We start from the raw sequence: 20,689 nt of genomic DNA, 5'->3' as shown, positions 1-20,689 counted from the left end.
ACCAGTAGTTACAGAGTCGAGGCCTACTCCCCACGAAGTACGCGAACTGCCGCTGGCCGTACGACGACCGATGCCCCTTTGCGGGGCGACTCTCGGAAGCACAGAAAGAACATCGCGGCAACGCATCCGAGGAGTTGGACGACATGCAGACCCTGGCGAACTTCGGCGATGGCGGCGGGCCCGGCCCGTGGATCCTGTTCTTCCCCTTGATCTGGGCGCTGCTGATCGGTACCGGCATCGTGCTCCTGCGCCGCACCGTGTGGCGCGGACGCCGGGGCGGCCCCTGGCGGCAGCCCGCCGTCGAGAACGACTCACCCATCGCCGTACTCGGCCACCGCTTCGCCTCCGGCGAGATCGACGAGGACGAGTACTGGCGCCGGCTGTCCGTGCTGAACGAGGAGTTCGGACGCTCGGCCAAGGGCGGCGGTGCCTGAGTCCTGCCGGGCCGGCGACCTCATGGCCTCCCGGGCAAGTCCATCCCCGACAAGGCGGCGGACACCCGCTGAGCGCGGCCGTGACCTTGCCGCCGGGCGGCGTACGCCCCGGAACCACTCCCGGCGGCGTACGTCCCGGCGGCTACCGTCGTACGAAGGGTGGTCACCGCCCGGTCAACCGGCAACGGCGGACCGGGCGGGAGCATGGTCGGGCCGCAGCCCGTCGGCGGAGGACCCGACCTCCGCGAACCTGCGCGCGGGCTTCTCCAGGACGGCGCGACGCGCCCGGCGTGCCGGCGCCGCCACCACGGAGGTCGGCAGGGTGAACCACACGACCTTGCCGGACTCGCCGTCCGGCCGCACGCCCCAGCTCTCGCTCATGGCGGCCACCATCGCGAGCCCGCGCCCGCAGGTCGCCAGCGGCGCGATGTCCTGCGGGTCCTCGACCACGGGCATCCGTGGGTCGTGGTCGTGCACCGAGACCGTGAGCCGGTCGAGGAGGAGTTCTATCTCCACCGTGCATGTCTTGTCGGGCTGGGCATGCCGGTGGACGTTGGACAGCAGCTCCGTCACGCCGAGCGAGGCCCGGTCGATCAGGGCGTCCAGATGCCAGTAGCGCAATTGCGCAGATACGATTCTGCGGACCTGGCCGATCCGCGACGGCAGGGCTTGAAGCTCCACCGTGCAGTGTCTGCTTGGGTAGCTGATCACGGCTGCGACTCCCCGACGTGAGGTCCGGAAGAACACGGAGTTCGGATCCAGCAGGGCGCCTTCATGGCACTGCCGCCCGCTGTCGTGGCCGGCGGGCTGGTTCGCAGCGTTATCGCCGGTAAACCCAGAGTGACGTGAGACCAGAGTGACGCAGGGGGTGAGGTACCGCAACTCGCGGACATCTCAGTCGCCGCGCCCCGCCGCTCGGCGCACGGCTTCGATGAAGCGCCGTGCCGCGGGCGGCCCCGGCTCGCCCGGCGCGGGGTCGTGATCGCCCAGGGTGAGCAGGTACCGATTGCCGTTGAGATCCGCCGTGGCCCGGTCATCGGGGCCGAACCAGGGCTTGGACGCGCGCACCGCCTGTACCGGCGCACTGTCGATCTCACTGCCGTAGCTGGTCAGCAACTCGAGCCGGCCGTCGCTGATCCGGACCTGTCCGGCCCGGGTGAGCGAACGCAGCCGCTTCCCGATCCGCACGCCCGTGGCCCTGAACTCCGGCTCCGCCATGCCACCCGCCCCCTTGTGCGCCTCGGTGTGCCGGCCCGCGCTCCCCGCGGCGCCCGGATACGGCTCGTGTTCTGATCCAGTGTGCCTCGGAAGCCCGTTCCGGCGGTGCCTCGTACCTCTGCCGGTACCCCGTGCGGGGCCTTGGTCCCGCGGTGAAGTCTGCCCGCACCCGGCGTCGAGCACCAGTGCGTGAGACCCCTCGCCGGGGGGCGCCCGCAGCACATACGCGAATGCGCCCCCGGGACCGCGCGCCCCCTTGCCCCGGCCTCTGCCCCAGGGGGCGCTTTGGGGGCTCAAAGATGCGTTTATGCAGGTGAGAAGCGTGCCGAAGCTGCCTATCATCGAGGTGTCGGCCGCGCGACGTGCCGTCGGCGCGCAGCGTTAGGAGCACCCTCGTGAGCACTCCCCAGCAGACCCGGACCGGCGTGACCCTGGACGTCGACCACAGTGACGCCGGCTACCGCGCGTGGCTGAAAGAGGCCGTCCGCAGGGTCCAGGCCGACGCCAACCGATCGGCCGACACACACCTGCTCCAGTTTCCCCTGCCGGAGCGCTGGGGCATCGACCTGTACCTGAAGGACGAGTCGACCCACCCCACCGGCAGCCTCAAGCACCGGCTCGCCCGCTCGCTCTTCCTCTACGGCCTGTGCAATGGCTGGATCCGGCCGGGCAGACCCGTGATCGAGGCCTCCAGCGGTTCGACGGCCGTCTCCGAGGCGTACTTCGCGAAGCTCATCGGCGTTCCCTTCATCGCCGTCATGCCGCGCACGACGAGCGCCGAGAAGATCCGCCTCATCGAGTTCCACTCCGGACGATGTCACTTCGTGGACGACCCTCGCACCATGTACGAGGAGTCCGCCCGTCTCGCGGCGGAGTCCGGCGGCCACTACATGGACCAGTTCACCTACGCCGAGCGGGCCACGGACTGGCGCGGGAACAACAACATCGCCGAATCCACCTTCCGCCAGCTGCGTCTGGAGCGGTATCCCGAGCCGGCGTGGATCGTCGCCACGGCGGGCACCGGCGGTACCTCCGCGACCCTCGCGCGCTACATCCACTACATGCAGTACGACACGCGCGTCTGCGTGGCCGACCCGGAGAACTCCTGCTTCTTCGACGGCTGGACCGCCGGCGATCCGGACGTCGCGTGCGACTCCGGCTCCCGTATCGAGGGCATCGGCCGGCCCCGCATGGAACCGAGCTTCGTGCCCGGCGCGATCGACCGGATGATGAAGGTGCCCGACGCGGCCAGTGTCGCCGCCGTACGGGCCCTGGAGCGTGCCATCGGCCGCAAGGCGGGCGGCTCGACGGGCACGGGCCTGTGGAGCGCGCTGAAGATCGTCGCCGAGATGGTGTCCGAGGGCCGGCAGGGGAGTGTCGTGACCCTGCTGTGCGACCCGGGGGACCGGTATCTCGACAAGTACTACTCGGACACCTGGCTGGCCGCGCAGGGACTGGACATCGCGCCCTACACCGCCGCGATCGACTCGCTGCTGGAGACGGGCGTCTGGCCCGACTGAGCCCGGGCCCGCGACATCAGGCCGTCAGCCTCCGGTCCAGCGCCGAGACGGCGTCCCGGAAGGCGCGCGCCTGGGCGATCCGTATCGGCTTCATGGCGAGCCGGTAGACGGCCGTCCCGTCGGTGGCGAAGGTCCACCGCACCCAGGTGCCGTCGCCGGCGGGTGCGAGGCGCCACTCCTCGACGATCGCGCGCACCCCGGGCACGTTGGTGACATCGACGCGGTAGGCGTACACCTCGGGTTCCTTCGCCGCGATGACCGACTCGCGGAACCGGACGCCCCCGCTGAGCGTGATGTCGCGGCCCGCGCCCCCGTCGACCGAACGGGCGGCCGTCACCTGGGGAAACCAGTCGACCCAGCCGGGCACGTCCTCCAGCGCGCGGTAGACCGCGTCCACCGGAGCCGAGATCACCAGCGCGGAGACGTGCCGCACGGGCGCGATCCCGGCGAAGTCGAGCCCGACCGGGCGCAGACGGTGAGCCATGGACGAAGCCCTCCTCGCACGGAACGGGCGATGACCGGAAGCGTCACCCCCGGGTCTGTCAGGCAGACCCTAGCTGGCGACCCGTCAGATGTCTGCCCCGTCCTCGGGCTCCCCGGCCACCACCAGCCGCCGCAGATGTTCCACGACCACGCCGCGCGCCTCGTCCGGCAGACCGGCGTCCGTCACGAGCGTGTCGATCCGCTCCAGCGACGCGAACGAACTCAGGCCCACCTTGCCCCACTTGGTGTGGTCGGCGACCACCACCACCCGCCGGGCCGACTGCACGAGCCGCCGGTTCGTCTCGGCCTCCGCGAGGTTCGGCGTCGACAGACCGGCCTCGACCGATATGCCGTGCACGCCGAGGAACAGCAGGTCGAAGTGGAGCGCCGCGATCGCCTGGTCGGCAACCGGCCCCACCAGCGAGTCGGACGGGGTGCGCACACCACCGGTCAGCACGACCGTGGCAGCGCCCTGCCGCGGGCCCGAGGTGCGCTGCGCCGCGTGGAAGACGTCCGCCACCCGCACCGAGTTGGTGACCACCGTCAGATCCGGCACGTCCTGCAACTGGTGCGCGAGCGCGAAGGTCGTCGTACCGCCCGACAGGGCGATCGCCGCGCCCGGCGTGACCAGCTTGGCCGCGGCCCGCGCGATGTCCTCCTTGGCGGTCAGCTCCAGGCCCGACTTGGCCTCGAAACCCGGCTCGTGCGTACTCGCCTCGACCACCGGGACCGCGCCGCCGTGCACCTTCTCCAGCATGCCCTGGCGGGCCAGCGCGTCGAGATCGCGGCGGACCGTCATGTCCGACACACCGAGCTTGCGGGTCAGCTCGTTGACCCGGACACCGCCCCGCCGGCGGACCTCGTCGAGGATCAGGGATCTCCGCTGCTCCGCGAGGAGGTTCTGATTCTCGCTCACGTACGCTCCGGTCCTTTCGCCTCAATGCCGTCCGACTCGCCCTGCACACCCGCCCTCATTCAGGACATTCGCCCCGGGCTCCGGTGCGCGGACGTCTCATCCTCGCATGTCGCGGAGTCGGCGGCGCCACCGACTGCTCGTCGCGCACATGTCACTCGCGGCTCATCCGTCGCTTCCCCGCGTCACGGATCGGGGAGATTCCGTGACAGGAGGTGTGCGGCGCCGCAGAAGTGGAGATCCTTGTGCCCGCACGGACAGAGCCGACGGCGTGTCACGGGGGAAGTGCGAATCAGTGGAACGTGCGCAGGAACATGTCTCGACCGGCGGGCCCGACCAGCCCGCCCGGTGGCCCGGCGAGACCGGGGCCGCCCTGGAGCTCCTGGTCCACGGCGTGGGCGGCACCACGCCGCAGGAGATGCTCAATGATCCGCGGACGGTGCGGATCACCGGCGACAACATCGCGGCCGTCTTCCGCCGCGCCGACGACGTCGACGCGGAGAACAGCCCCGACGCCCACCGTCGCGACGGACCGGTGCCCGAGGCCTACGTCTGGTGCAACCTCACCTCCGGCAACGGCACCCGCGCTCTGTGGCTGTTGCTGCTGCCGTTCATGGTCGTCAACCTCGCCCACTGGATGCGCCCCACCGCCCGCGGCCGAAGACGCACGGTGCGTCTCTACGGCCTCCTGGTCCGGCTGGCGGGACTCACCCTGACGGTGCTGCTCGTCGCGGCGGCCTGCGAGGTCGCCCTCGACCTGGCGGCCTGGCAGTGCGCGGGCATCCCCGTGTGCGCCGACCGCCACTCCTGGCTGGGCTTCCTCTCGCCCACCGTCTCGGACGGCGGCTGGTGGAGCAGCCCCGGCCGCAGGCTCGCCCTCGCCGCCTTCGTCCCCACCGCCCTGACCGCCCTGCTGTGGTACCTGTCCAAGCGCACCTGGACCGACTACGAGTCCCAGCAGCCGATCGAACGCGACCCCCAGCCCGACGACGACGGCAGCCCGACCGCACTGGGCCGCCCCGGGTTCTGGTACGGACGCCGGCTGGTGGCCCGGCTGCGCGCCGCGCACACCGCCGCCGGACTGATCACCGTCGCGGCCGCGGTCGCCGGCGCCGCCGCCCGCCGCGACCGCGAGCCCGGCGGACCCGCCGCACTGCACATCCTGGGCCTGCTCCTGGAGGCGGCCCTCGCGGCCTGCGCGATCGCCGTGGTCTGGGTCGTGTGCCGCCGGGGCCGCAGCGAGAGGCGCCTCGACCGGAAACTCGACGAACGTTTCGTACGACGCCTGCCGCTCGCCGCGCTCGTCCTGCTCGGCCTCACCCTGCTGTACGCCGGGTGGGAGCGCCCCGGCTGGGAGTCGGCCGGGCGGCTGCCGGGCGACATGACCTTCGGCGGCATCGCCCTGGTGCAAGGGCTGCTCGTGATCGTCCTCGCCGTCGTCGCCCACGCCCTGCACCGCACCGACCCCGACCGGCGGGCCGTGCTGAGCGGCCTCGGCGGACCGGCCGTCGCGATGCTGGCCTGCGCCCTGGGCGGGGTGATGTCCGGCGGCGTGTCCCAGCGCGTGTCCGACTGGCTGGACGGCACGGGCACGTCGATCGACGGCCCACCGGTCCTGCTGACCTGGCAGGCGTCCGTCATCCCGCCCCTGATCGTGGTGCTCCTGGTGCTCTTCGGATGGCTGTGCCGGCGCGCCTGGCAGCTGGCCCGCGCCGAGCGCGAGGCCGTGGCACGCGACTACCCGGACGAGGCCCAGGACCGCGCCCGGACCCGCCGTATCTCCTACACCCGCGCGATGGCAGCGCTCACCGACCGGGGGCCCCGTATCGTCGCCGTCACCTCCGGCGTCACCCTGCTGCTCGGCGCCGGAGCACTGGTGGGCGCCCTGACCACCGACGAGACACCGGGTGAGGCCGCGCAGGGCGCCTACCCCGTCGTCCACGGTGCCGCGGAGACCGCCCAGGCCCTCGGCTCCTGGCTGATCGGCCTCGGTTTCATACTGTTCGTCACCTGGGGCCGGCGCGCCTACAAGGACGCGGCGGCCCGCCGCACCATCGGCATCCTCTGGGACGTCGGCACCTTCTGGCCGCGCGCCGCCCACCCCTTCGCCCCGCCCTGCTACGCCGAACGCGCCGTGCCCGACCTGACCTGGCGGATGGCGACCTGGACCCGGAACACCGGCGGACGGCTGGTCATCTCCGGGCACTCGCAGGGCAGCGTGCTCGCCGCCGCGGCAGCCTGGCAGCTCGCCCCGTCCGCCCGCAAACGCGTCGCGCTGCTGACCTACGGCTCCCCGCTGGAACGCCTCTACGGCCGCTGGTTCCCCGCGCACTTCGGCCCCGCCGCGCTCAGCTCGCTGCACCGGGAGGTCGACTGCTGGCGCAACCTCTACCGGCTCACCGACCCCATCGGCGGCCCGATGCGCCTGCCCGACGACCGCGGCCACCAGGTCGACCACGGCCCTCTCAAGGACCCCCTCGCCTACGGCCGCACCGAACTGCTGCCGTTGCCCGCGCCGATCCTCGGCCACTCCGACTACCAGGCCGACCCCGTCTTCGCCGAGGAACGCCGCACCCTGCTGTCCCGGCTGCTCCCGGCCGTGCCGGCTCCCCGGCAGACCGGCGAGCCGCCCGACCCGGATCCGGAGACGGATCCTCAGAGCAGCTCGGGAAGATCCTCGGAGTAGAGCAGCGTCAGGTCGTCGGTGCTCGGCTCCGCGACCTGGGCGACGCGGCTCGCGTGCCGCTCCACCATCGCCTCGAACGTCTGCCGCGCGGTACGGCCGTTGCCGAAGGCCGGGCCCTTGGGGAGCTCCGTGAAGTACTTCCCCAGGGCCTCTCCGGCGCCCGGCGCCAGCCGGTACTCGTGCTCCTCGGCCTGCTGCTCCACGATCCGCAGCAGATCCTCGGGGCCGTAGTCGCTGAACGTGATGGTCCGTGAGAACCGGGACGCCACACCCGGGTTGACCGACAGGAAGCGCTCCATCTCGGCCGTGTAGCCCGCGACGATCACCACGACCGCGTCCCGGTGGTCCTCCATCAGCTTCACCAGCGTGTCGATGGCCTCCTTGCCGAAGTCGCGGCCCGCGTCCTCGGGGGACAGCGCGTACGCCTCGTCGATGAACAGCACACCGCCGCGCGCCTTCTCGAAGGCCTCCTGGGTGCGGATCGCGGTCGAGCCGATGTGCTCGCCCACCAGGTCGACCCGGGACACCTCGACCAGGTGACCCTTCTCCAGCACACCGAGGGAGGCGAGGATCTCGCCGTAAAGCCGCGCGACCGTCGTCTTGCCGGTGCCGGGGGAGCCGGTGAAGACCAGGTGCCGCTTGACCGACGCCGCCTTGAGGCCCGCCTGCTGCCGGCGCCGGCCGACCTCGATCATGTCGGTGAGGGCACGCACCTCGCGCTTGACGCTCTCCAGGCCCACCAGCGCGTCCAGTTCACCGAGGACGGCCTTGGACGTGCGGGACGGCTCCTCGGGCTCCACGGCCGGGGCAGGAGGCTCCGGTTCGGTGCGCTGTCCCGGGAGGGCGCCCAGCAGACCGGGGGAGTGGTGCACCGTCTGCACGGCCGTCTCCTGCGCCGCGGGGGCTCTGAGCCCCGCGCTCTCGTCGCTGGTGCAGTCCTCCACCGCGGGGCCCGTGCCGGACGCCGCGTCCGCGCCGCTGTCCGCGAACTCGTAGCCGCCCCGCGCGCACCGCTCCGTGCGGCACTTCCTGAGCGTCGTACGGCTGCCGTCGATCACATGGAAGCCGTAGCCGCCGCTGCCCGTCACCCGGCAGTTCTGGAAGCTGCCGCGGCCACCTGCCGAGACATAGACCCCGGCCTCGGCGGGGGAGTCGATGGTGCAGCGCTCCACGGTGGGGTCGGCGCCCTTGGTGACGATGACGCCGGTCTGGGTGCCGTCCAGCGTGCAGTTGCTCAGGGTGCCGCCGCTGCCGTGGTCGCGGAACCAGGCGCCCGTCGCCGCGTCCCGGATCCGGCAGTCGTCGAGCTGGGCGGTCGCGCCGTCGCTCACCGACACGGCCGTGTTGCGCACCTGCGACAGGTCGCTGTCGACGACGTCCGCGCGCGAACCGCGGTCGAGGACGAACAGCGCGTCCGGCACGTCGTGCACCCGGCACGAGTCGAGCACCGCCGTGGCCCCGTCGCTCACCCACACCGCCGGGTAGTCGCCGGTGCTGTCGAAGATCTCGCACTGGTTGGCGTCCACCCGCGTGCCCGGGTCCCACACCGACAGGCCGTTGCGCCCGAACTGCCGCACCGTGGTGCGCGTCAGCGTGAGGACCGAACGCGAGCGCAGATCGACCGCGTTCTCCGGGATGTCGTGGATACGGCAGTCGGCCAGCGTCAGCACGGCGTCCGTGTCCAGCGTGACACCGTCGGCCGTCGTCCGGTGCACATCGCAGTCCGTGAGGTGCGCGGTGGCCCGGCCGGTGATCTGCACCCCGCTGCCCCGGACCTCGTAGATCTCGCAGCCCACCGCCTCCAGCGCCGAGTTCTCCCCCGTCACCGACAGCCCCGAGCCCGAAGTGTGGTGCACCCGGCAGCGCTCCAGACGGGGGTGGGCGCCGCCGCGCACCGCCACGCCCGCCTGACCGGCCGCGACGACCTCGCACTCCTCGAACACCCCGCCCGCGCCGTCGAGTACGGCGATGCCGACTCCCGCCGGATTGTCGACCGCGCAGCGCCGGACCGTGGGCCGGGCGTTGCCGCGCACCTCGATCCCCGCCGCCGAGCGCGTGACGACCCGCACGTCCCGCAGCTCCGGTGTGCCCTCTTCCACCAGGACGGCAGGGGCGGCCGAGTCCTGGCCCTCCACATGCAGGTCCTGCACCACCGCCGAGGCCCGCACGGTCAGCGGCACCCCGTCCACCGGCGCGATCCGCACCGAGCCGGGGGACCCCTCGGGTCCGCGCAGGGTCACCGCGCGCTGCACGACGAGGTTCTCCCGGTAGGTGCCGGGGGCGACGGTGAGGACGTCCCCGTCGGCCGCGGCCTCCAGGGCGGCGGCGAGCGATGCGTACTCACCCGTGCGGCGCCGCCACCGCGAGGTGCCGGTGTGCGTCACCTGGACCGTGCCCTGTGCCATGGTGTAGCTGTGCCCCCACCTCGGTCGTACTGATGGCTCGTTCGCCCTCGGGGCGCTTCAGCCCGTGTCGTGAGTCGCGGCCGTGCTCGGCCTCTCGGGCCTGCGCGCGCACGCGGCAGCGACACCGGCGCGCCCTTCCTGCTCGCTCGCGCGCGGGTTGTGCCGATCGTCTCGGCCGGACCACCGTAGCGTGCGCGCGGGTGGTGGGTTGACCAGAGTCGGAAGGCCGTCTCAGCTGCCGGTGCCCGTCCTGCCCCAGTCCGGGCCCGCCTTGTCCCATGCCTGGTCCCAACGGGCGTACCGGCGGCGGACCATGCGCCAGACGATCAGCCGCCGGGCGCCCTCGATGAGGCCGCCGGCCGCCAGGGCCGCGCCTGTGCCGCCGAGGACCGCGTGCGTCGACGCCGTCGCGGAGTCGAGCGGGCGGGCCACCATCCGGCCGTGCCGGTCGGTCCATATCCGGAACTCGTCGCCCTGCCGCGGGTCCTTGAGGCCGGCCAGGACCGGGCCCTGGTGCGTGGTGCCGTCCGGGGCGGTCCAGTCGGCGAGGACACGGCTGCGCAGATCCCTGCCCGTCGAGGTCTCGGGGTCGGCGTCGAGCGGGGAGCGGTCCAGCTTGCGGACCACCGTGGCCGTCACGAGATGCCGCGCCTCGTGCTGTGTCCGGACGGACCGCTGCAGCGTGTCCTGCGCGGCGCCTCCGACGAAGGACCCGGCCACCGGGGCGACCAGGAGGATCAGCAGCAGGGCCGCCAGCGCCACCCACGCCTCGGCCAGATCGGTCGCCCGGCACAGCGGATTGCGCCGCCAGCGCCAGAGCCCCCTGATCGCACGCACTGACCACACCCCCTTCCCGCTCCGTGATAACCCCCCGCGGAGCCCTCCACGCGCGGACCCGTCGAAGAGAGAGCCACATCACCTCTCACGGGTCTCTCATGAAGTTCTCACACAAGGCCAACGCCCGGGCCCGTGACCCGGTTCCCGCCTCGGCCGGAGAGCTGCTGCCCGCGCTGCTCGAGGATCCTGACCGGGTCCCCGACCCGGATCGTGCCCCGGGACAGGGGCACCAGGTTCTGCCCGAAGACCAGCTTGCCGCCGAGCCGCCGGTGCCGCCCCAGGCTGTGGAGGGGCTCGCGGCCGCGCTCGCCGGTGCTCTGGTCGGTGGTGGTCACCACGCACCGGCCGCAGGGCTTCGCGACCCGGAAGGACACCTCCCCGACGGCGATGCGCGACCACGTGTCCTCGGCCCAGGCGACGGTGCCCGCCACGACCACGTTCGGCCGGAAACGGTTCATCGGCAGGGGGCCCTCGTCCGCGTGGTCGCCCTGCGCGATCAGGGTGTTGAGGGCGTCGAGCGAGGCCGTCGTCGAGAGCAGCAGCGGGAAGCCGTCGGCGAAGGAGACGGTCTCGCCGGGGCGCGCGTACTCCGGGTCGACAGGGCGGCGCGTGGCCGGATCGGGCATGTACACGAGGCGCACACCGATGCCGAGATAGGAGCTGCACCAGGCGTGCGCGGCGTCGTCCTCGGCCGGGACCGCCTCGACCTTGTCGCGGAAGATCTGCACCGGCACTGTGCCGAGGGGCCGGGGAACGGGCACCGTGAGCGGCTCCATGCCGGGCGCGGACAGCCGGACGCCGCCGTCCGGGAGGAGTTCCGCGGCGGCGGGTGCGAGGCGCGGCTGCTGGCGTTGGGTGACGACCTTTCCCCCGTCGTCGATCAGCACCCAGCGTCGGTCTCCGGCCGGCCCCCAGGGCTCCACGACGGCCTTCCGGGGCGCCAGGCCCCGGACCGCCTTGACCGGATGGATGTGAATCGAGTGCAGATGTGCGTTCCCCATGGGGTCATCGTGCCAGTCGGCACCGACAACCCCCGGGACCGCTCAGTAACCCCGGTACTGCTGGTTGTTGTACGGGTCCTGATAGGGAGCCGGAGCGGGCCGGGGAGCCGCGGGACGCATCGCCTCGTAACCCCCTCCGGGCGCCGCGGGGCGCGGCTGCTGCGGCTGTGGGCCGGGATAGCCGCGCGGTGCGGAGGCCTGCTGCGGGATGTACGCCGCGGGCGCCTGCTGGAGCGGGGCGGGCTGCTGCGCCTGCGGATAGCCGTAGGCGGGCTGGGAGGGGGCTGCCGGCAGGGCGGGCAGCGCCGACGGGAGGGCGGGCAGGTTGCTGCCGGGCATGTCGTATTGCGCGGGGACCCGGATCGGGGCGATCTGCGGGGTGCCCCGCTCGGCGACGAGCCTGTCGTAGATCGGGGTGTCCGGGAAGGAGGCGGAGTAGTAGCCGCCGCCATAGGTGGAGCGGGGGGAGGTCATGCCACATAAGTTAAGCCAATGATGTGCTGGTTGGGGAGACCGATAAGAGGGTTGTTTTCCGCGTCCCCAGTGACCTGGGATCCCCAATGCGAGCGAACTCGCCAAAAAAGGGCACCGAACCGGGTTCTGATCGTGTAAAGGCCGAGTTCCGGGCCGGTTACCAGGGGTTGGCCACCGGTCTTCCGGTGGCGGCGCATGGGAGTTCGCCGCGGGGAGGAATAGGTTGTGCGCACGGAACTCGGAGAACGGCCGGGATGTGCCTGGCGCGGTGATACGCGATGGGGGCGGACATGCAAATGCTGAAAGGTTCAAACACTCCTGTGCCTACCGCGGCGCTGCGAGTGGAATTGGGCTGGCGCGCCGGGCCGGGTGTGCCCGACGCGGACGCCTCCGCTTTGCTGCTGGTAAGCGGGAAGGTGCGTTCCGACGCGGACTTCGTCTTTTACAACCAGCCCGCGCACTCCTCGGGTGCGATCCGTCACGAGGGCAAGCGGAACGCCGACGGCCGGGTGACCGACGCGCTCCTCGTCGACCTCGCGCGCGTGGAGCCCTCGATCGAGACGGTCGTCCTCGCCGCCTCCGCCGACGGCGGCACCTTCGGGCAGGTCCCGGACCTGTACATCGAGGTCCAGGACGCAGGCCGGAGCACTCCGATGGCCCGCTTCGACAACCCGGGCGCCACGACTGAAACCGCTTTCGTACTGGGCGAGTTCTACCGCCGCCAGGGCGCTTGGAAGTTCCGCGCCGTCGGGCAGGGCTACAGCAGCGGGCTCGAAGGGCTGGCCACCGACTACGGCATCACCGTGGACGAACCGCAGCAGACGGCTCCGGCCGCGGCACCGCCCATGGCCACCCCACCGCCCGCAGTGCCCCCGGCGCCCACACCCCCGCCGATGACGCGGCCGACGGCCCCGCCCCCGCCCGCAGCGCCTCCGGCAGCACCGGCGCCGGTCCGTCTGACCAAGGTGACGCTCACCAAGGCGGCCCCCTCCGTCTCGCTCACCAAGCAGGGCGGCACCTCCGGCGCCCTCCACGTGAACCTCAACTGGGAGGTGCGCAAGCAGTTCTCGGGGTGGAGCAGCAAATTCGGCCGCCCGGCCGCGATGCACTCCGACCTCGACCTCGACCTGTGCGCGCTGTTCGAACTCACCGACGGCAGCAAGGGCGTCGTGCAAGCCCTCGGCAACACCTTCGGAGCGCTGCACCAGCCCCCGTACATCCACCTCGACGGCGACGACCGCACCGGCGCCGTGGCGGCCGGTGAGAACCTCACCGTCAATCTCGACCACAAGAACGCCTTCCGGCGCATCCTCGTCTTCGTCACCATCTACGAAGGCGCCCGCTCCTTCGCCGACCTGGACGCCACCGTCACGCTCCAGCCGCAGTACGGCGCCCCGATCGAGTTCTCCCTCGACGAGTGCACGGTCCCCTCGCCCGTGTGCGCGCTCGCCCTGATCACCAACACCGGCGGCGACCTCGTCGTCCAGCGGGAGGCGCGCTACCTGGTGCCCGAGCGCGGAATCAGCCCGCAGCGCACGGTCGACTACGCCTACGGGTGGGGCATGAACTGGACCCCCGGCAGGAAATGACCACCCTTCCCACCGACGGCCGTCAGCCCTCGTCGGGCACGGCGTCCGGACGGGCGTAGGTGCGGCCCTTCCAGGCCGCACCGCGTCCCCGGTAGTGCTGCACCGCCGAATCGACCGTCATGAGGAGATAGAGGAACGCGGTGAACGGCAGCAGGGGAGCGAGCCACAGTGGCTGCCGGTAGTAGCGGAGCATCGGGACGTACGTCCCGGTCATCACGAGCCACGCCAGTCCGCCGGTGATCGCCGCCGCCGCGCTCCCCGCGGCCAGGCCGACCACGACCGCCACCGGCGGCACCAGGTACACCAGCGCCAGCCCCGCGACCGTCCCGGCCAGCAGCAGAGGGCTGTGCCGCAGCTGGGCGTACGCGCTGCGCGACACCATCCGCCACAGGTGGTGCAGCCGTGGATACGGCCGCACGCTGTCCACCCGGTCCGCGAGCCCGAGCCAGACGCGCCCGCCGCCACGCTTCACGGCCCGGGCGAGGGCCACGTCGTCGATGACTGCGTGCCGGAACGCGTCCGGGACCCGCACCCGCTCGGCGGTCTCCGCCCGCAGCAGGACGCAACCACCGGCCGCGGCGGCCGTCCGCGTTCCCTCCTTGCCGATCCGGCGGAAGGGATAGAGCTGGGTGAAGAAGTAGACGAAGGCCGGCACGACGAGCCGTTCCCAGGCGCTCCCCACCCGCAGCCGCGCCATCTGCGAGACCACGTCGAACCCTCCCGCGCGGGCCGCCGCCACCAGTTCCCGCAGACTGTCCGGCGCGTGCGCGATGTCGGCGTCCGTCAGGAGCAGATACTCGGGATCACGCGCGCGTGCCAGGCCGATGCCGTGGCGCACCGCCCACAGCTTCCCCGCCCAGCCCGGGGGAGGCTCGCCCGGCGAGCCCACGGTCAGCGGCAGCCCGCCGTGCCGGCGCGCCAGTTCCCGCGCGAGATCACCGGTGCCGTCAGAACTGCCGTCGTCGACGAAGAAGACCTCCGCCCTCCCCGGATAGTCCTGCAGCAGCAGGGACGGCAGCGCGGCGGGCAGTATCGCCGCCTCGTCGCGGGCCGGGACGACGACGCACACGGACGGCCACGCGTCCGGGTCCCTGCGCGGCGGCAGTCGCACATCCGTGCGCCAGAAGAAGCCCTGACAGAGCAGCAGCCACAGCCAGGAGAGGAGTGATCCAGCGGCAGTCCACACAACGGCGCTCACGCGCGCAGTCTGCCCCACCCGATCTGCCCGAGAAGGCTCATCGTCTATCGTGATCGGGTGAAGATCGCGCTCATGGACTCCGGAATCGGTCTGCTGGCGGCCACCGCCGTGATGCGGCGTCTGCGCCCCGACGCCGATCTCGTACTCTCCCTCGACCCCGACGGCATGCCGTGGGGCCCGAGGACCACGGAGGACCTGACCGAGCGTGCCCTGGCCGTCGCCGAGGCGGCCGCCGCGCGCCGCCCCGACGCCCTGATCGTCGGCTGCAACACCGCGACCGTGCACGCCCTCACCGCCCTGCGCGCCTGCCTCGAACCGGAGCTCCCGGTCATCGGCACAGTCCCCGCGATCAAGCCCGCCGCGGCCGGCGGCGGGCCCATAGCCATCTGGGCCACTCCGGCCACCACGGGCAGCCCCTACCAGCGGACCTTGATCCGGGACTTCGCCGGCGGAGTCCCGGTCGCCGAGGTGCCGTGCTGGGGCCTCGCCGAGGCCGTGGAACACGCGGACGAGGCGGCGATCGACGCCGCCGTGTCCGCGGCGGCCGCGCTGACCCCCGACGAGGTGACGACCGTCGTCCTGGGCTGCACCCACTACGAACTGGTCGCCGAGCGCATCCGGGCCGCCGTCCAGCGCCCCGGCCGCCCGCCCCTCGTGCTGCACGGTTCCGCGGGCGCCGTCGCCGCCCAGGCCCTGCGCCGGCTCGGCGAGCAGCCGGCACCGGGGGCCACGCCCCACGGCACCCTGACCGTACTGCTGAGCGGGCGCGAGGGCTCGCTGCCCGCGCGGGCCCTGGCGTACGACGAAGGGCGACTGCTCCAGGCGGTCACGCCCGCCGGCTGACCGGCACCGGTCACCGGCCGCTGTCGCCCGTGCCGGCCCGCCGCCCGGTCGGCGCAGTCACGCTCCGCCACGAGGTACCGGCGGAGCGAAACCTGAGTAACCTCATATGCATGAGGGACCACCCCCACGGCGAGAACGCCCCCCACTCGCACCCCGATGTCTGGACCGGCCGTGCCACCAACCGGGTCCAGTGGCTGCTGGCGCTCGTCGGCGCCGCCTGCATGGCGCTGGGCATCGAGCTGGCCGTCGACTCGGCGTGGAGGTCCGGCGCCGCGCTCGTCATGGCTGTAGTCGGGTGCATCGCCGCCGGGCTGCTGGTCCTCTTCGGAACCCTCGCCTTCGTGCACGTCGCGCTCCGGGTCGACGACGAGCACCTCGAGGTGCGCTGCGGCCACATCGGGCTGCCCCGCCGTCGTATCCCGCTCTCCCATGTGGCGGGCGCGACGTACCTGCCGCATGTCACCCCCGGCACTGGGGCGGCTGGGGCTACCGATGGCGGCCCGAGAAGGGCACCGCGGTGGTCGTACGACGGGGTGAGGGCGTCGTGCTGGAGCTGTGGGACGGTCACACCTTCACGGTCACCGTGGACGACGCCGAGGCGGCCGTACAGGTGATCAAGGCACGGCTGCGGCCCGCGAAGCCGGGAGCTCCCGCGCACTGAGCGCGAAGGATCGCCGACCGTGATCACCGGGGCGGCCGGTCACCAGGCAGGGGCGCGTCCGGCGCCGCGCGGGTGTGCGTCCGGGGCACGGCTCGACTGTTCGTCGGCCCAGGGGCGTGCCGTTGCCGTGCCCGCCAGCAGTCCCGCACCCACCGACACCGCGGTGAAGCTCAGCGCGTTGCCGAACGCGGCGATGGCGGCGAGCGCCGTCAGGGTCGCGCCCGCGGTCAGCACCACCGGCGTCGGGCGCGGGCCGCGCCACAGCGCGTACAGCACCCAGCCGAACACCGCCGCCAGCAGGACCACGCCGACGAGGCCCTGCTCGGCCGCCTGTTGCAGGGGCGCCGAATGGGGCTTGCCGTCGGACAGCAGTGACTGGGCGGACGTCGTGCTCAGCTCCCCGAAGCGGCCCGGGCCGACCCCCAGTACGGCGTCCTCGCGCAGCAGACGCCACGCGTCCTCCCAGAGTCGCACGCGGTGCGGCGTCAGCCGTCCTTCGAGGGCGGCCACGAGCCCGCCCGGTACGACCCGCGCGGCGACCGTCCAGGCCAGGCAGGTCACCAGGGCGGCGACCGCGGCCAGCAGGGCCAGGCCCACGCCGCGATGACGGGTGCGACCGGCGGCGAGCGAGCACAACAGCACCGCCACACAGGTGACGCAGCCGGTGGTCGAGCCGAGCACGGCCGCCACAACCGCGGTCCCCGCGGCCAGCAGACACAGGACGATCCGGGCGGCCGGAGCGGTGGCGGACCAGGCCGCGCAGCACGCGGCACCGGCCGACAGCGTCAGCACGGCCGCCGTGGCCCCGGCGTGTCCCAGGGGCGTGGTGATCTGCGGGCCCGGAGCCAGGTGCGGAACGGCCACGGTCAGCGCGACACCCGCCAGGGCCCCGGCGCAGGGCGTGCCGACCGGCAGCAGCGCCCCGGCGATCCGCCCCGCGGCGTACCCGGCCGCCACGGCCAGCACCGCAAGGAGCACGCCCTCGGGCCGGCCCTCGTGCACCGCGGCCGTGATCAGGGACCAGCCCGCGCAGGCCCCCAGCACCACGACGCCCGCCGCATCGGAAACGATTCTTCTCTCGCCGTCCGCGTCCAGCCCGGACGCGGACGTCAGCCCACGTGAACCCACCCCGCCCCGCCCCCGCACCACGTCGCCCCCGACCTGTGAAGACCCCGGCCGTACAAGCCGTAACCGGCCGCACGACTGAAACTTCGGCACACCGTAGCCGCTGGTGGACGGTTTGTGGATGTGTCGTGACGAAATGAGCAGGAACGATGCTGCGGACGCGAGCCGCCGCCGCGCGTGGCCGCCCGCACGGCGTGGAGCCGCCGCCCCGTGGACCGCGCTGTCGGCCTCAAGGTCACGCGCCTTAGACTCCGGGAGTGACCGTCACCGCAACCTCCGTCGGCGAGTCGGACCAGCTGGAGCCGCGGAACGCGCCCGTGGCGCGGACCTGGGCCCGGCGTCTCGTTCCGGCCGCCGCAGCCGCGCTCTCCGGCCTGCTCCTCTATGTCAGCTTCCCGCCCCGCACCCTCTGGTGGCTGGCCCTGCCGGCCTTCGCCGTCTTCGGCTGGGTACTGCGCGGCCGGAGCTGGAAGGCGGGGCTGGGCCTCGGCTATCTTTTCGGCCTCGGCTTTCTGCTGCCGCTGCTGGTGTGGACAGGAGTGGAGGTCGGGCCGGGCCCCTGGCTCGCCCTGGTGGTCATCGAGGCGATCTTCGTCGCCCTGGTCGGCGCGGGCGTCGCGGCCGTGTCGAAGCTGCCCGGCTGGCCGGTGTGGGGGCCGCGGTGTGGATCGCCGGAGAGGCGGCACGCGCGCGTGTGCCGTTCGAGGGGTTCCCCTGGGGGAAGGTCGCGTTCGGGCAGGCCGACGGGGTGTTCCTGCCGCTCGCGGCGGTGGGCGGTACCCCGGTGCTCGGCTTCGCCGTGGTCCTGTGCGGCTTCGGACTGTACGAAGTGATCCGCCTGGCCGTCGAGACCCGGCGGACGGGGACGGTACGACGGGCCGCCGCGGCCGTGGGCCTGCTGAGCGTGGCCGTCCCGGTTGTGGCCGCCGTGGCGGCCCGGCCGCTGGTCAGCGACAAGGCCGAGGACGGCAGCGTGACCGTCGCCGCGATCCAGGGCAACGTGCCCCGCGCGGGCCTCGACTTCAACTCCCAGCGGCGGGCCGTGCTCGACTACCACGCGCGCGAGACGGAACGCCTGGCCGCCGAGGTCAAGGCCGGCAAGGTCGCCCGTCCCGACTTCGTGCTGTGGCCGGAGAACTCCTCCGACATCGACCCCTTCGCCAACCCCGACGCCCGCGCCGTGATCGACAAGGCGGCCAAGGCCATCGGCGTGCCCATCTCGGTCGGCGGCGTCGTGGAGCGCGACGGCAAGCTGTACAACGAGCAGATCCTGTGGGACCCGGCGAAGGGCCCCGTCGACACCTACGACAAGCGTCAGATCCAGCCGTTCGGCGAGTACCTGCCGCTGCGCTCGTTCATCGGCGCGATCAACAAGAACTGGACGGCGATGGTCCGCCAGGACTTCAGCCGGGGCACCGAGCCAGGTGTGTTCACCATGGACGGCGCCAAGGTCGGCCTCGTCACCTGCTACGAGGCCGCCTTCGACTGGACCGTGCGCTCCGAGGTCACCGACGGCGCCCAGATGATCTCCGTGCCGAGCAACAACGCCACCTTCGACCGCAGCGAGATGACCTACCAGCAGCTCGCCATGTCCCGAGTCCGCGCGGTCGAGCACAGCAGGACCGTGACGGTGCCGGTGACCAGCGGCGTCAGCGCGATGATCATGCCGGACGGGAAGATCACGCAGAAGACCGGCATGTTCGTCGCCGACTCGCTGGTGCAGAAGGTGCCGCTGCGGTCCTCGCAGACCCCCGCTACGCGGCTCGGCGTCCTCCCGGAGATCGCCCTCGTGCTGGTCGCGGCCGGCGGACTGGGCTGGGCCGTCGGCGCCGTACTGCGCGGACGACGCGCCGGTGACGTGTAGCCGTACACCCGCCGCACGCTGCCTGAATCGCGCGAGACACCGCGACCGGCCGATTAGGGTCGTCACCATGGCTACTCCTGACTTCATCCGGACCCTGCGCGCATCGGCCGGCCATCAGCTGCTCTGGCTCCCCGGGGTCACCGCCATCGTCTTCGACGACGAAGGCAGAGTGCTGCTCAACCGCCGGTCCGACACCGGCAAGTGGTCCGTGATCGGCGGCATCCCGGACCCAGGGGAGGAGCCCGCGGCCTGCGCCGTACGGGAGGTCCACGAGGAGACGGCCGTGCACTGCGTCGCCGAACGCGTCGTCCTCGTCCAGGCGCTCAACCCCGTCACGTACGACAACGGCGACACCTGCCAGTACATGGACATCACCCTGCGCTGCCGGGCCGTCGGCGGCGAGGCACGGGTCAACGACGACGAGTCGCTGGACGTGGGCTGGTTCGACATCGACGCCCTGCCCGAACTGAACGAGTTCGGCCTGCTCCGGATCAAGCAGGCTGTGTCGGACGTCCCCACATGGTTCGACCCCACTGCCCCTAGCTGAACTATGGGGCGTGACCACATGGGGCCGGGCAGAGGCGCTTTCTAAGGTCGACGCATGACCGCGCCCCGTGTCTCCCCGGCTCCCCACGCCTCCTCGCTCGACCTCGGCGGCCGCACCGCGCTCGTCACCGGCGCCGCCGGCGGCATCGGCCGCGCCTGCGCGCTGCGCCTCGCGGCCTCCGGGGCCGAGGTGAGAGCCGTCGACCGGGACGCCGCGGGCCTGCAGACGCTCGCCGAACAGGGCCACGACCTCCCCGGCACCGTGGAACCGTACGTCCTCGACCTCACCGACCTGGACGCCGCCGAACTCGCCGCCGCGGGAACCGACGTCCTCGTCAACAACGCCGGGCTCCAACTGGTGCGTCCCATCGAGGAGTTCCCGCCCGATGTCTTCCACATGGTGCTCACCGTGATGCTGGAGGCACCGTTCCGGCTCATCCGCGGTGCACTGCCTCACATGTACGGACAGGGGTGGGGCCGCATCGTGAATGTGTCGTCCGTCCACGGGCTGCGCGCCTCGGCTTACAAGTCGGCCTATGTGGCCGCCAAACACGGACTGGAGGGACTCTCCAAGACCGCCGCCCTGGAAGGCGCAGCCCACGGTGTCACCTCGAACTGTGTGAACCCCGCCTATGTGCGCACCCCACTGGTCGAGAAGCAGCTCGCCGACCAGGCGCATGCGCACGGCATCCCCGAGGAACGCGTCCTGTCCGAGGTGCTGCTGCAGGACAGCGCCGTCAAGCGACTCATCGAACCGGAGGAGGTCGCCGAGGCCGTGGCGTATCTGTGCGGTCCGCAGGCGTCCTTCGTGACCGGCACCTCGCTCGCGCTCGACGGCGGCTGGACCGCCCATTGACCTCATGGCCCGGCTGTGCCGGTTCCAGGGTTGTCC

At 72.4% G+C, this 20,689-nt stretch carries 17 protein-coding genes and 2 pseudogenes; 9 read left to right on the top strand and 10 right to left on the bottom strand.

The features are described from left to right. The first annotated feature begins 143 nt into the window (after window positions 1–143). A complete protein-coding gene (locus ACQEV8_RS04520; RefSeq protein ID WP_432957515.1) occupies window positions 144–434 on the top strand; it encodes an SHOCT domain-containing protein in 291 nt (96 codons plus the stop codon). A gap of 174 nt (window positions 435–608) precedes the next feature. On the opposite strand, the gene ACQEV8_RS04515 is transcribed toward ACQEV8_RS04520, so the two are convergent. After that, the gene (locus ACQEV8_RS04515) at window positions 609–1,145 is read right to left on the bottom strand and encodes an ATP-binding protein (RefSeq protein ID WP_432957514.1); all 537 of its coding nucleotides are present in this window, start codon (window positions 1,143–1,145) and stop codon (window positions 609–611) included. A gap of 183 nt (window positions 1,146–1,328) precedes the next feature. Next, window positions 1,329–1,652 (bottom strand): hypothetical protein, encoded by a 324-nt coding sequence (locus tag ACQEV8_RS04510; protein ID WP_261682162.1) that lies wholly within the window; start codon window positions 1,650–1,652, stop codon window positions 1,329–1,331. Window positions 1,653–2,047: 395 nt separating this feature from the next. On the opposite strand from ACQEV8_RS04510, the gene ACQEV8_RS04505 reads away from it, so the two are divergent. Next, window positions 2,048–3,172, top strand: coding sequence for a PLP-dependent cysteine synthase family protein (locus tag ACQEV8_RS04505; RefSeq protein ID WP_432957512.1), 1,125 nt, complete (start codon window positions 2,048–2,050; stop codon window positions 3,170–3,172). 16 nt (window positions 3,173–3,188) lie between these two features. On the opposite strand, the gene ACQEV8_RS04500 is transcribed toward ACQEV8_RS04505, so the two are convergent. After that, window positions 3,189–3,656 carry an SRPBCC family protein gene (locus tag ACQEV8_RS04500; protein WP_432957510.1) on the bottom strand — a complete coding sequence of 156 codons (468 nt, stop codon included), beginning with the start codon at window positions 3,654–3,656 and terminating at the stop codon, window positions 3,189–3,191. Window positions 3,657–3,740: 84 nt separating this feature from the next. Then, window positions 3,741–4,571, bottom strand: a complete 831-nt coding sequence (locus ACQEV8_RS04495; RefSeq protein ID WP_432957509.1) for a DeoR/GlpR family DNA-binding transcription regulator — start codon at window positions 4,569–4,571, stop codon at window positions 3,741–3,743. A 292-nt stretch (window positions 4,572–4,863) separates the two neighbouring features. Here ACQEV8_RS04495 and ACQEV8_RS04490 point away from each other — a divergent pair, with 292 nt between their 5' ends. After that, window positions 4,864–7,254 (top strand): hypothetical protein, encoded by a 2,391-nt coding sequence (locus ACQEV8_RS04490; RefSeq protein ID WP_432957507.1) that lies wholly within the window; start codon window positions 4,864–4,866, stop codon window positions 7,252–7,254. Here the strand turns inward: ACQEV8_RS04490 and ACQEV8_RS04485 are convergent. The 4 genes from ACQEV8_RS04485 to ACQEV8_RS04470 form a co-directional block, all read right to left on the bottom strand. Beyond that, window positions 7,224–9,659, bottom strand: coding sequence for a right-handed parallel beta-helix repeat-containing protein (locus ACQEV8_RS04485; protein ID WP_432957505.1), 2,436 nt, complete (start codon window positions 9,657–9,659; stop codon window positions 7,224–7,226). The genes ACQEV8_RS04490 and ACQEV8_RS04485 overlap by 31 nt on opposite strands. A 231-nt stretch (window positions 9,660–9,890) precedes the next feature. Then, window positions 9,891–10,496: an Rv1733c family protein gene (locus ACQEV8_RS04480; protein ID WP_432957504.1), complete on the bottom strand. Its 606-nt coding sequence runs from the start codon at window positions 10,494–10,496 to the stop codon at window positions 9,891–9,893. A 107-nt stretch (window positions 10,497–10,603) separates the two neighbouring features. Beyond that, window positions 10,604–11,497 (bottom strand): MOSC domain-containing protein, encoded by an 894-nt coding sequence (locus ACQEV8_RS04475; protein WP_432957502.1) that lies wholly within the window; start codon window positions 11,495–11,497, stop codon window positions 10,604–10,606. Between the two features lie 42 nt (window positions 11,498–11,539). Continuing rightward, window positions 11,540–11,971 (bottom strand): DUF6643 family protein, encoded by a 432-nt coding sequence (locus ACQEV8_RS04470; protein ID WP_189730607.1) that lies wholly within the window; start codon window positions 11,969–11,971, stop codon window positions 11,540–11,542. A 296-nt stretch (window positions 11,972–12,267) separates the two neighbouring features. Here ACQEV8_RS04470 and ACQEV8_RS04465 point away from each other — a divergent pair, with 296 nt between their 5' ends. Beyond that, complete coding sequence (locus ACQEV8_RS04465; RefSeq protein ID WP_432957499.1) at window positions 12,268–13,560, top strand: TerD family protein; 1,293 nt, start codon at window positions 12,268–12,270, stop codon at window positions 13,558–13,560. A gap of 22 nt (window positions 13,561–13,582) precedes the next feature. On the opposite strand, the gene ACQEV8_RS04460 is transcribed toward ACQEV8_RS04465, so the two are convergent. After that, entirely contained in the window at window positions 13,583–14,776 is a 1,194-nt protein-coding gene (locus ACQEV8_RS04460; RefSeq protein ID WP_432957498.1) for a glycosyltransferase, read from the bottom strand. 39 nt (window positions 14,777–14,815) lie between these two features. Here ACQEV8_RS04460 and ACQEV8_RS04455 point away from each other — a divergent pair, with 39 nt between their 5' ends. Together ACQEV8_RS04455 and ACQEV8_RS04450 are read left to right on the top strand one after the other, a co-directional pair. Continuing rightward, window positions 14,816–15,601, top strand: coding sequence for a glutamate racemase (locus ACQEV8_RS04455; RefSeq protein WP_432957496.1), 786 nt, complete (start codon window positions 14,816–14,818; stop codon window positions 15,599–15,601). Window positions 15,602–15,711: 110 nt separating this feature from the next. Then, window positions 15,712–16,262, top strand: a pseudogene (locus ACQEV8_RS04450) (hypothetical protein). Window positions 16,263–16,301: 39 nt separating this feature from the next. Here ACQEV8_RS04450 and ACQEV8_RS04445 read toward each other — a convergent pair. Then, window positions 16,302–17,390, bottom strand: a complete 1,089-nt coding sequence (locus ACQEV8_RS04445; protein WP_432957495.1) for an O-antigen ligase family protein — start codon at window positions 17,388–17,390, stop codon at window positions 16,302–16,304. 254 nt (window positions 17,391–17,644) lie between these two features. On the opposite strand from ACQEV8_RS04445, the pseudogene lnt reads away from it, so the two are divergent. The 3 genes and pseudogenes from lnt to ACQEV8_RS04430 all read left to right on the top strand — a co-directional run bounded on the left by lnt (window position 17,645) and on the right by ACQEV8_RS04430 (window position 20,653). Then, a pseudogene (gene lnt / locus ACQEV8_RS04440) lies at window positions 17,645–19,251 on the top strand (apolipoprotein N-acyltransferase). A 67-nt stretch (window positions 19,252–19,318) separates the two neighbouring features. Then, the gene (locus tag ACQEV8_RS04435; protein ID WP_432957493.1) at window positions 19,319–19,798 is read left to right on the top strand and encodes an NUDIX hydrolase; all 480 of its coding nucleotides are present in this window, start codon (window positions 19,319–19,321) and stop codon (window positions 19,796–19,798) included. Window positions 19,799–19,852: 54 nt separating this feature from the next. Further along, entirely contained in the window at window positions 19,853–20,653 is an 801-nt protein-coding gene (locus tag ACQEV8_RS04430; protein ID WP_432957491.1) for a 3-hydroxybutyrate dehydrogenase, read from the top strand. Window positions 20,654–20,689: the final 36 nt, after the last annotated feature.

The sequence above is a fragment of the Streptomyces sp. CA-179760 genome, assembly GCF_050937045.1.
In the GTDB taxonomy this organism is placed as follows: domain Bacteria; phylum Actinomycetota; class Actinomycetes; order Streptomycetales; family Streptomycetaceae; genus Streptomyces.
The sequence above is the reverse complement of the archived record's forward strand: the minus strand, read 5'-3'. Positions and strand labels throughout refer to the sequence as shown.

What these genes read in the sequence shown, in the direction of transcription:
- ACQEV8_RS04430 (WP_432957491.1), top strand. Translation starts at nt 19,853, where the DNA reads ATGACCGCGCCCCGTGTCTCCCCGGCTCCCCACGCCTCCTCGCTCGAC.
- ACQEV8_RS04510 (WP_261682162.1), bottom strand. Translation starts at nt 1,652, where the DNA reads ATGGCGGAGCCGGAGTTCAGGGCCACGGGCGTGCGGATCGGGAAGCGG.
- ACQEV8_RS04520 (WP_432957515.1), top strand. Translation starts at nt 144, where the DNA reads ATGCAGACCCTGGCGAACTTCGGCGATGGCGGCGGGCCCGGCCCGTGG.
- ACQEV8_RS04465 (WP_432957499.1), top strand. Translation starts at nt 12,268, where the DNA reads ATGCTGAAAGGTTCAAACACTCCTGTGCCTACCGCGGCGCTGCGAGTG.
- ACQEV8_RS04475 (WP_432957502.1), bottom strand. Translation starts at nt 11,497, where the DNA reads ATGGGGAACGCACATCTGCACTCGATTCACATCCATCCGGTCAAGGCG.
- ACQEV8_RS04485 (WP_432957505.1), bottom strand. Translation starts at nt 9,659, where the DNA reads ATGGCACAGGGCACGGTCCAGGTGACGCACACCGGCACCTCGCGGTGG.
- ACQEV8_RS04470 (WP_189730607.1), bottom strand. Translation starts at nt 11,971, where the DNA reads ATGACCTCCCCCCGCTCCACCTATGGCGGCGGCTACTACTCCGCCTCC.
- ACQEV8_RS04435 (WP_432957493.1), top strand. Translation starts at nt 19,319, where the DNA reads ATGGCTACTCCTGACTTCATCCGGACCCTGCGCGCATCGGCCGGCCAT.
- ACQEV8_RS04500 (WP_432957510.1), bottom strand. Translation starts at nt 3,656, where the DNA reads ATGGCTCACCGTCTGCGCCCGGTCGGGCTCGACTTCGCCGGGATCGCG.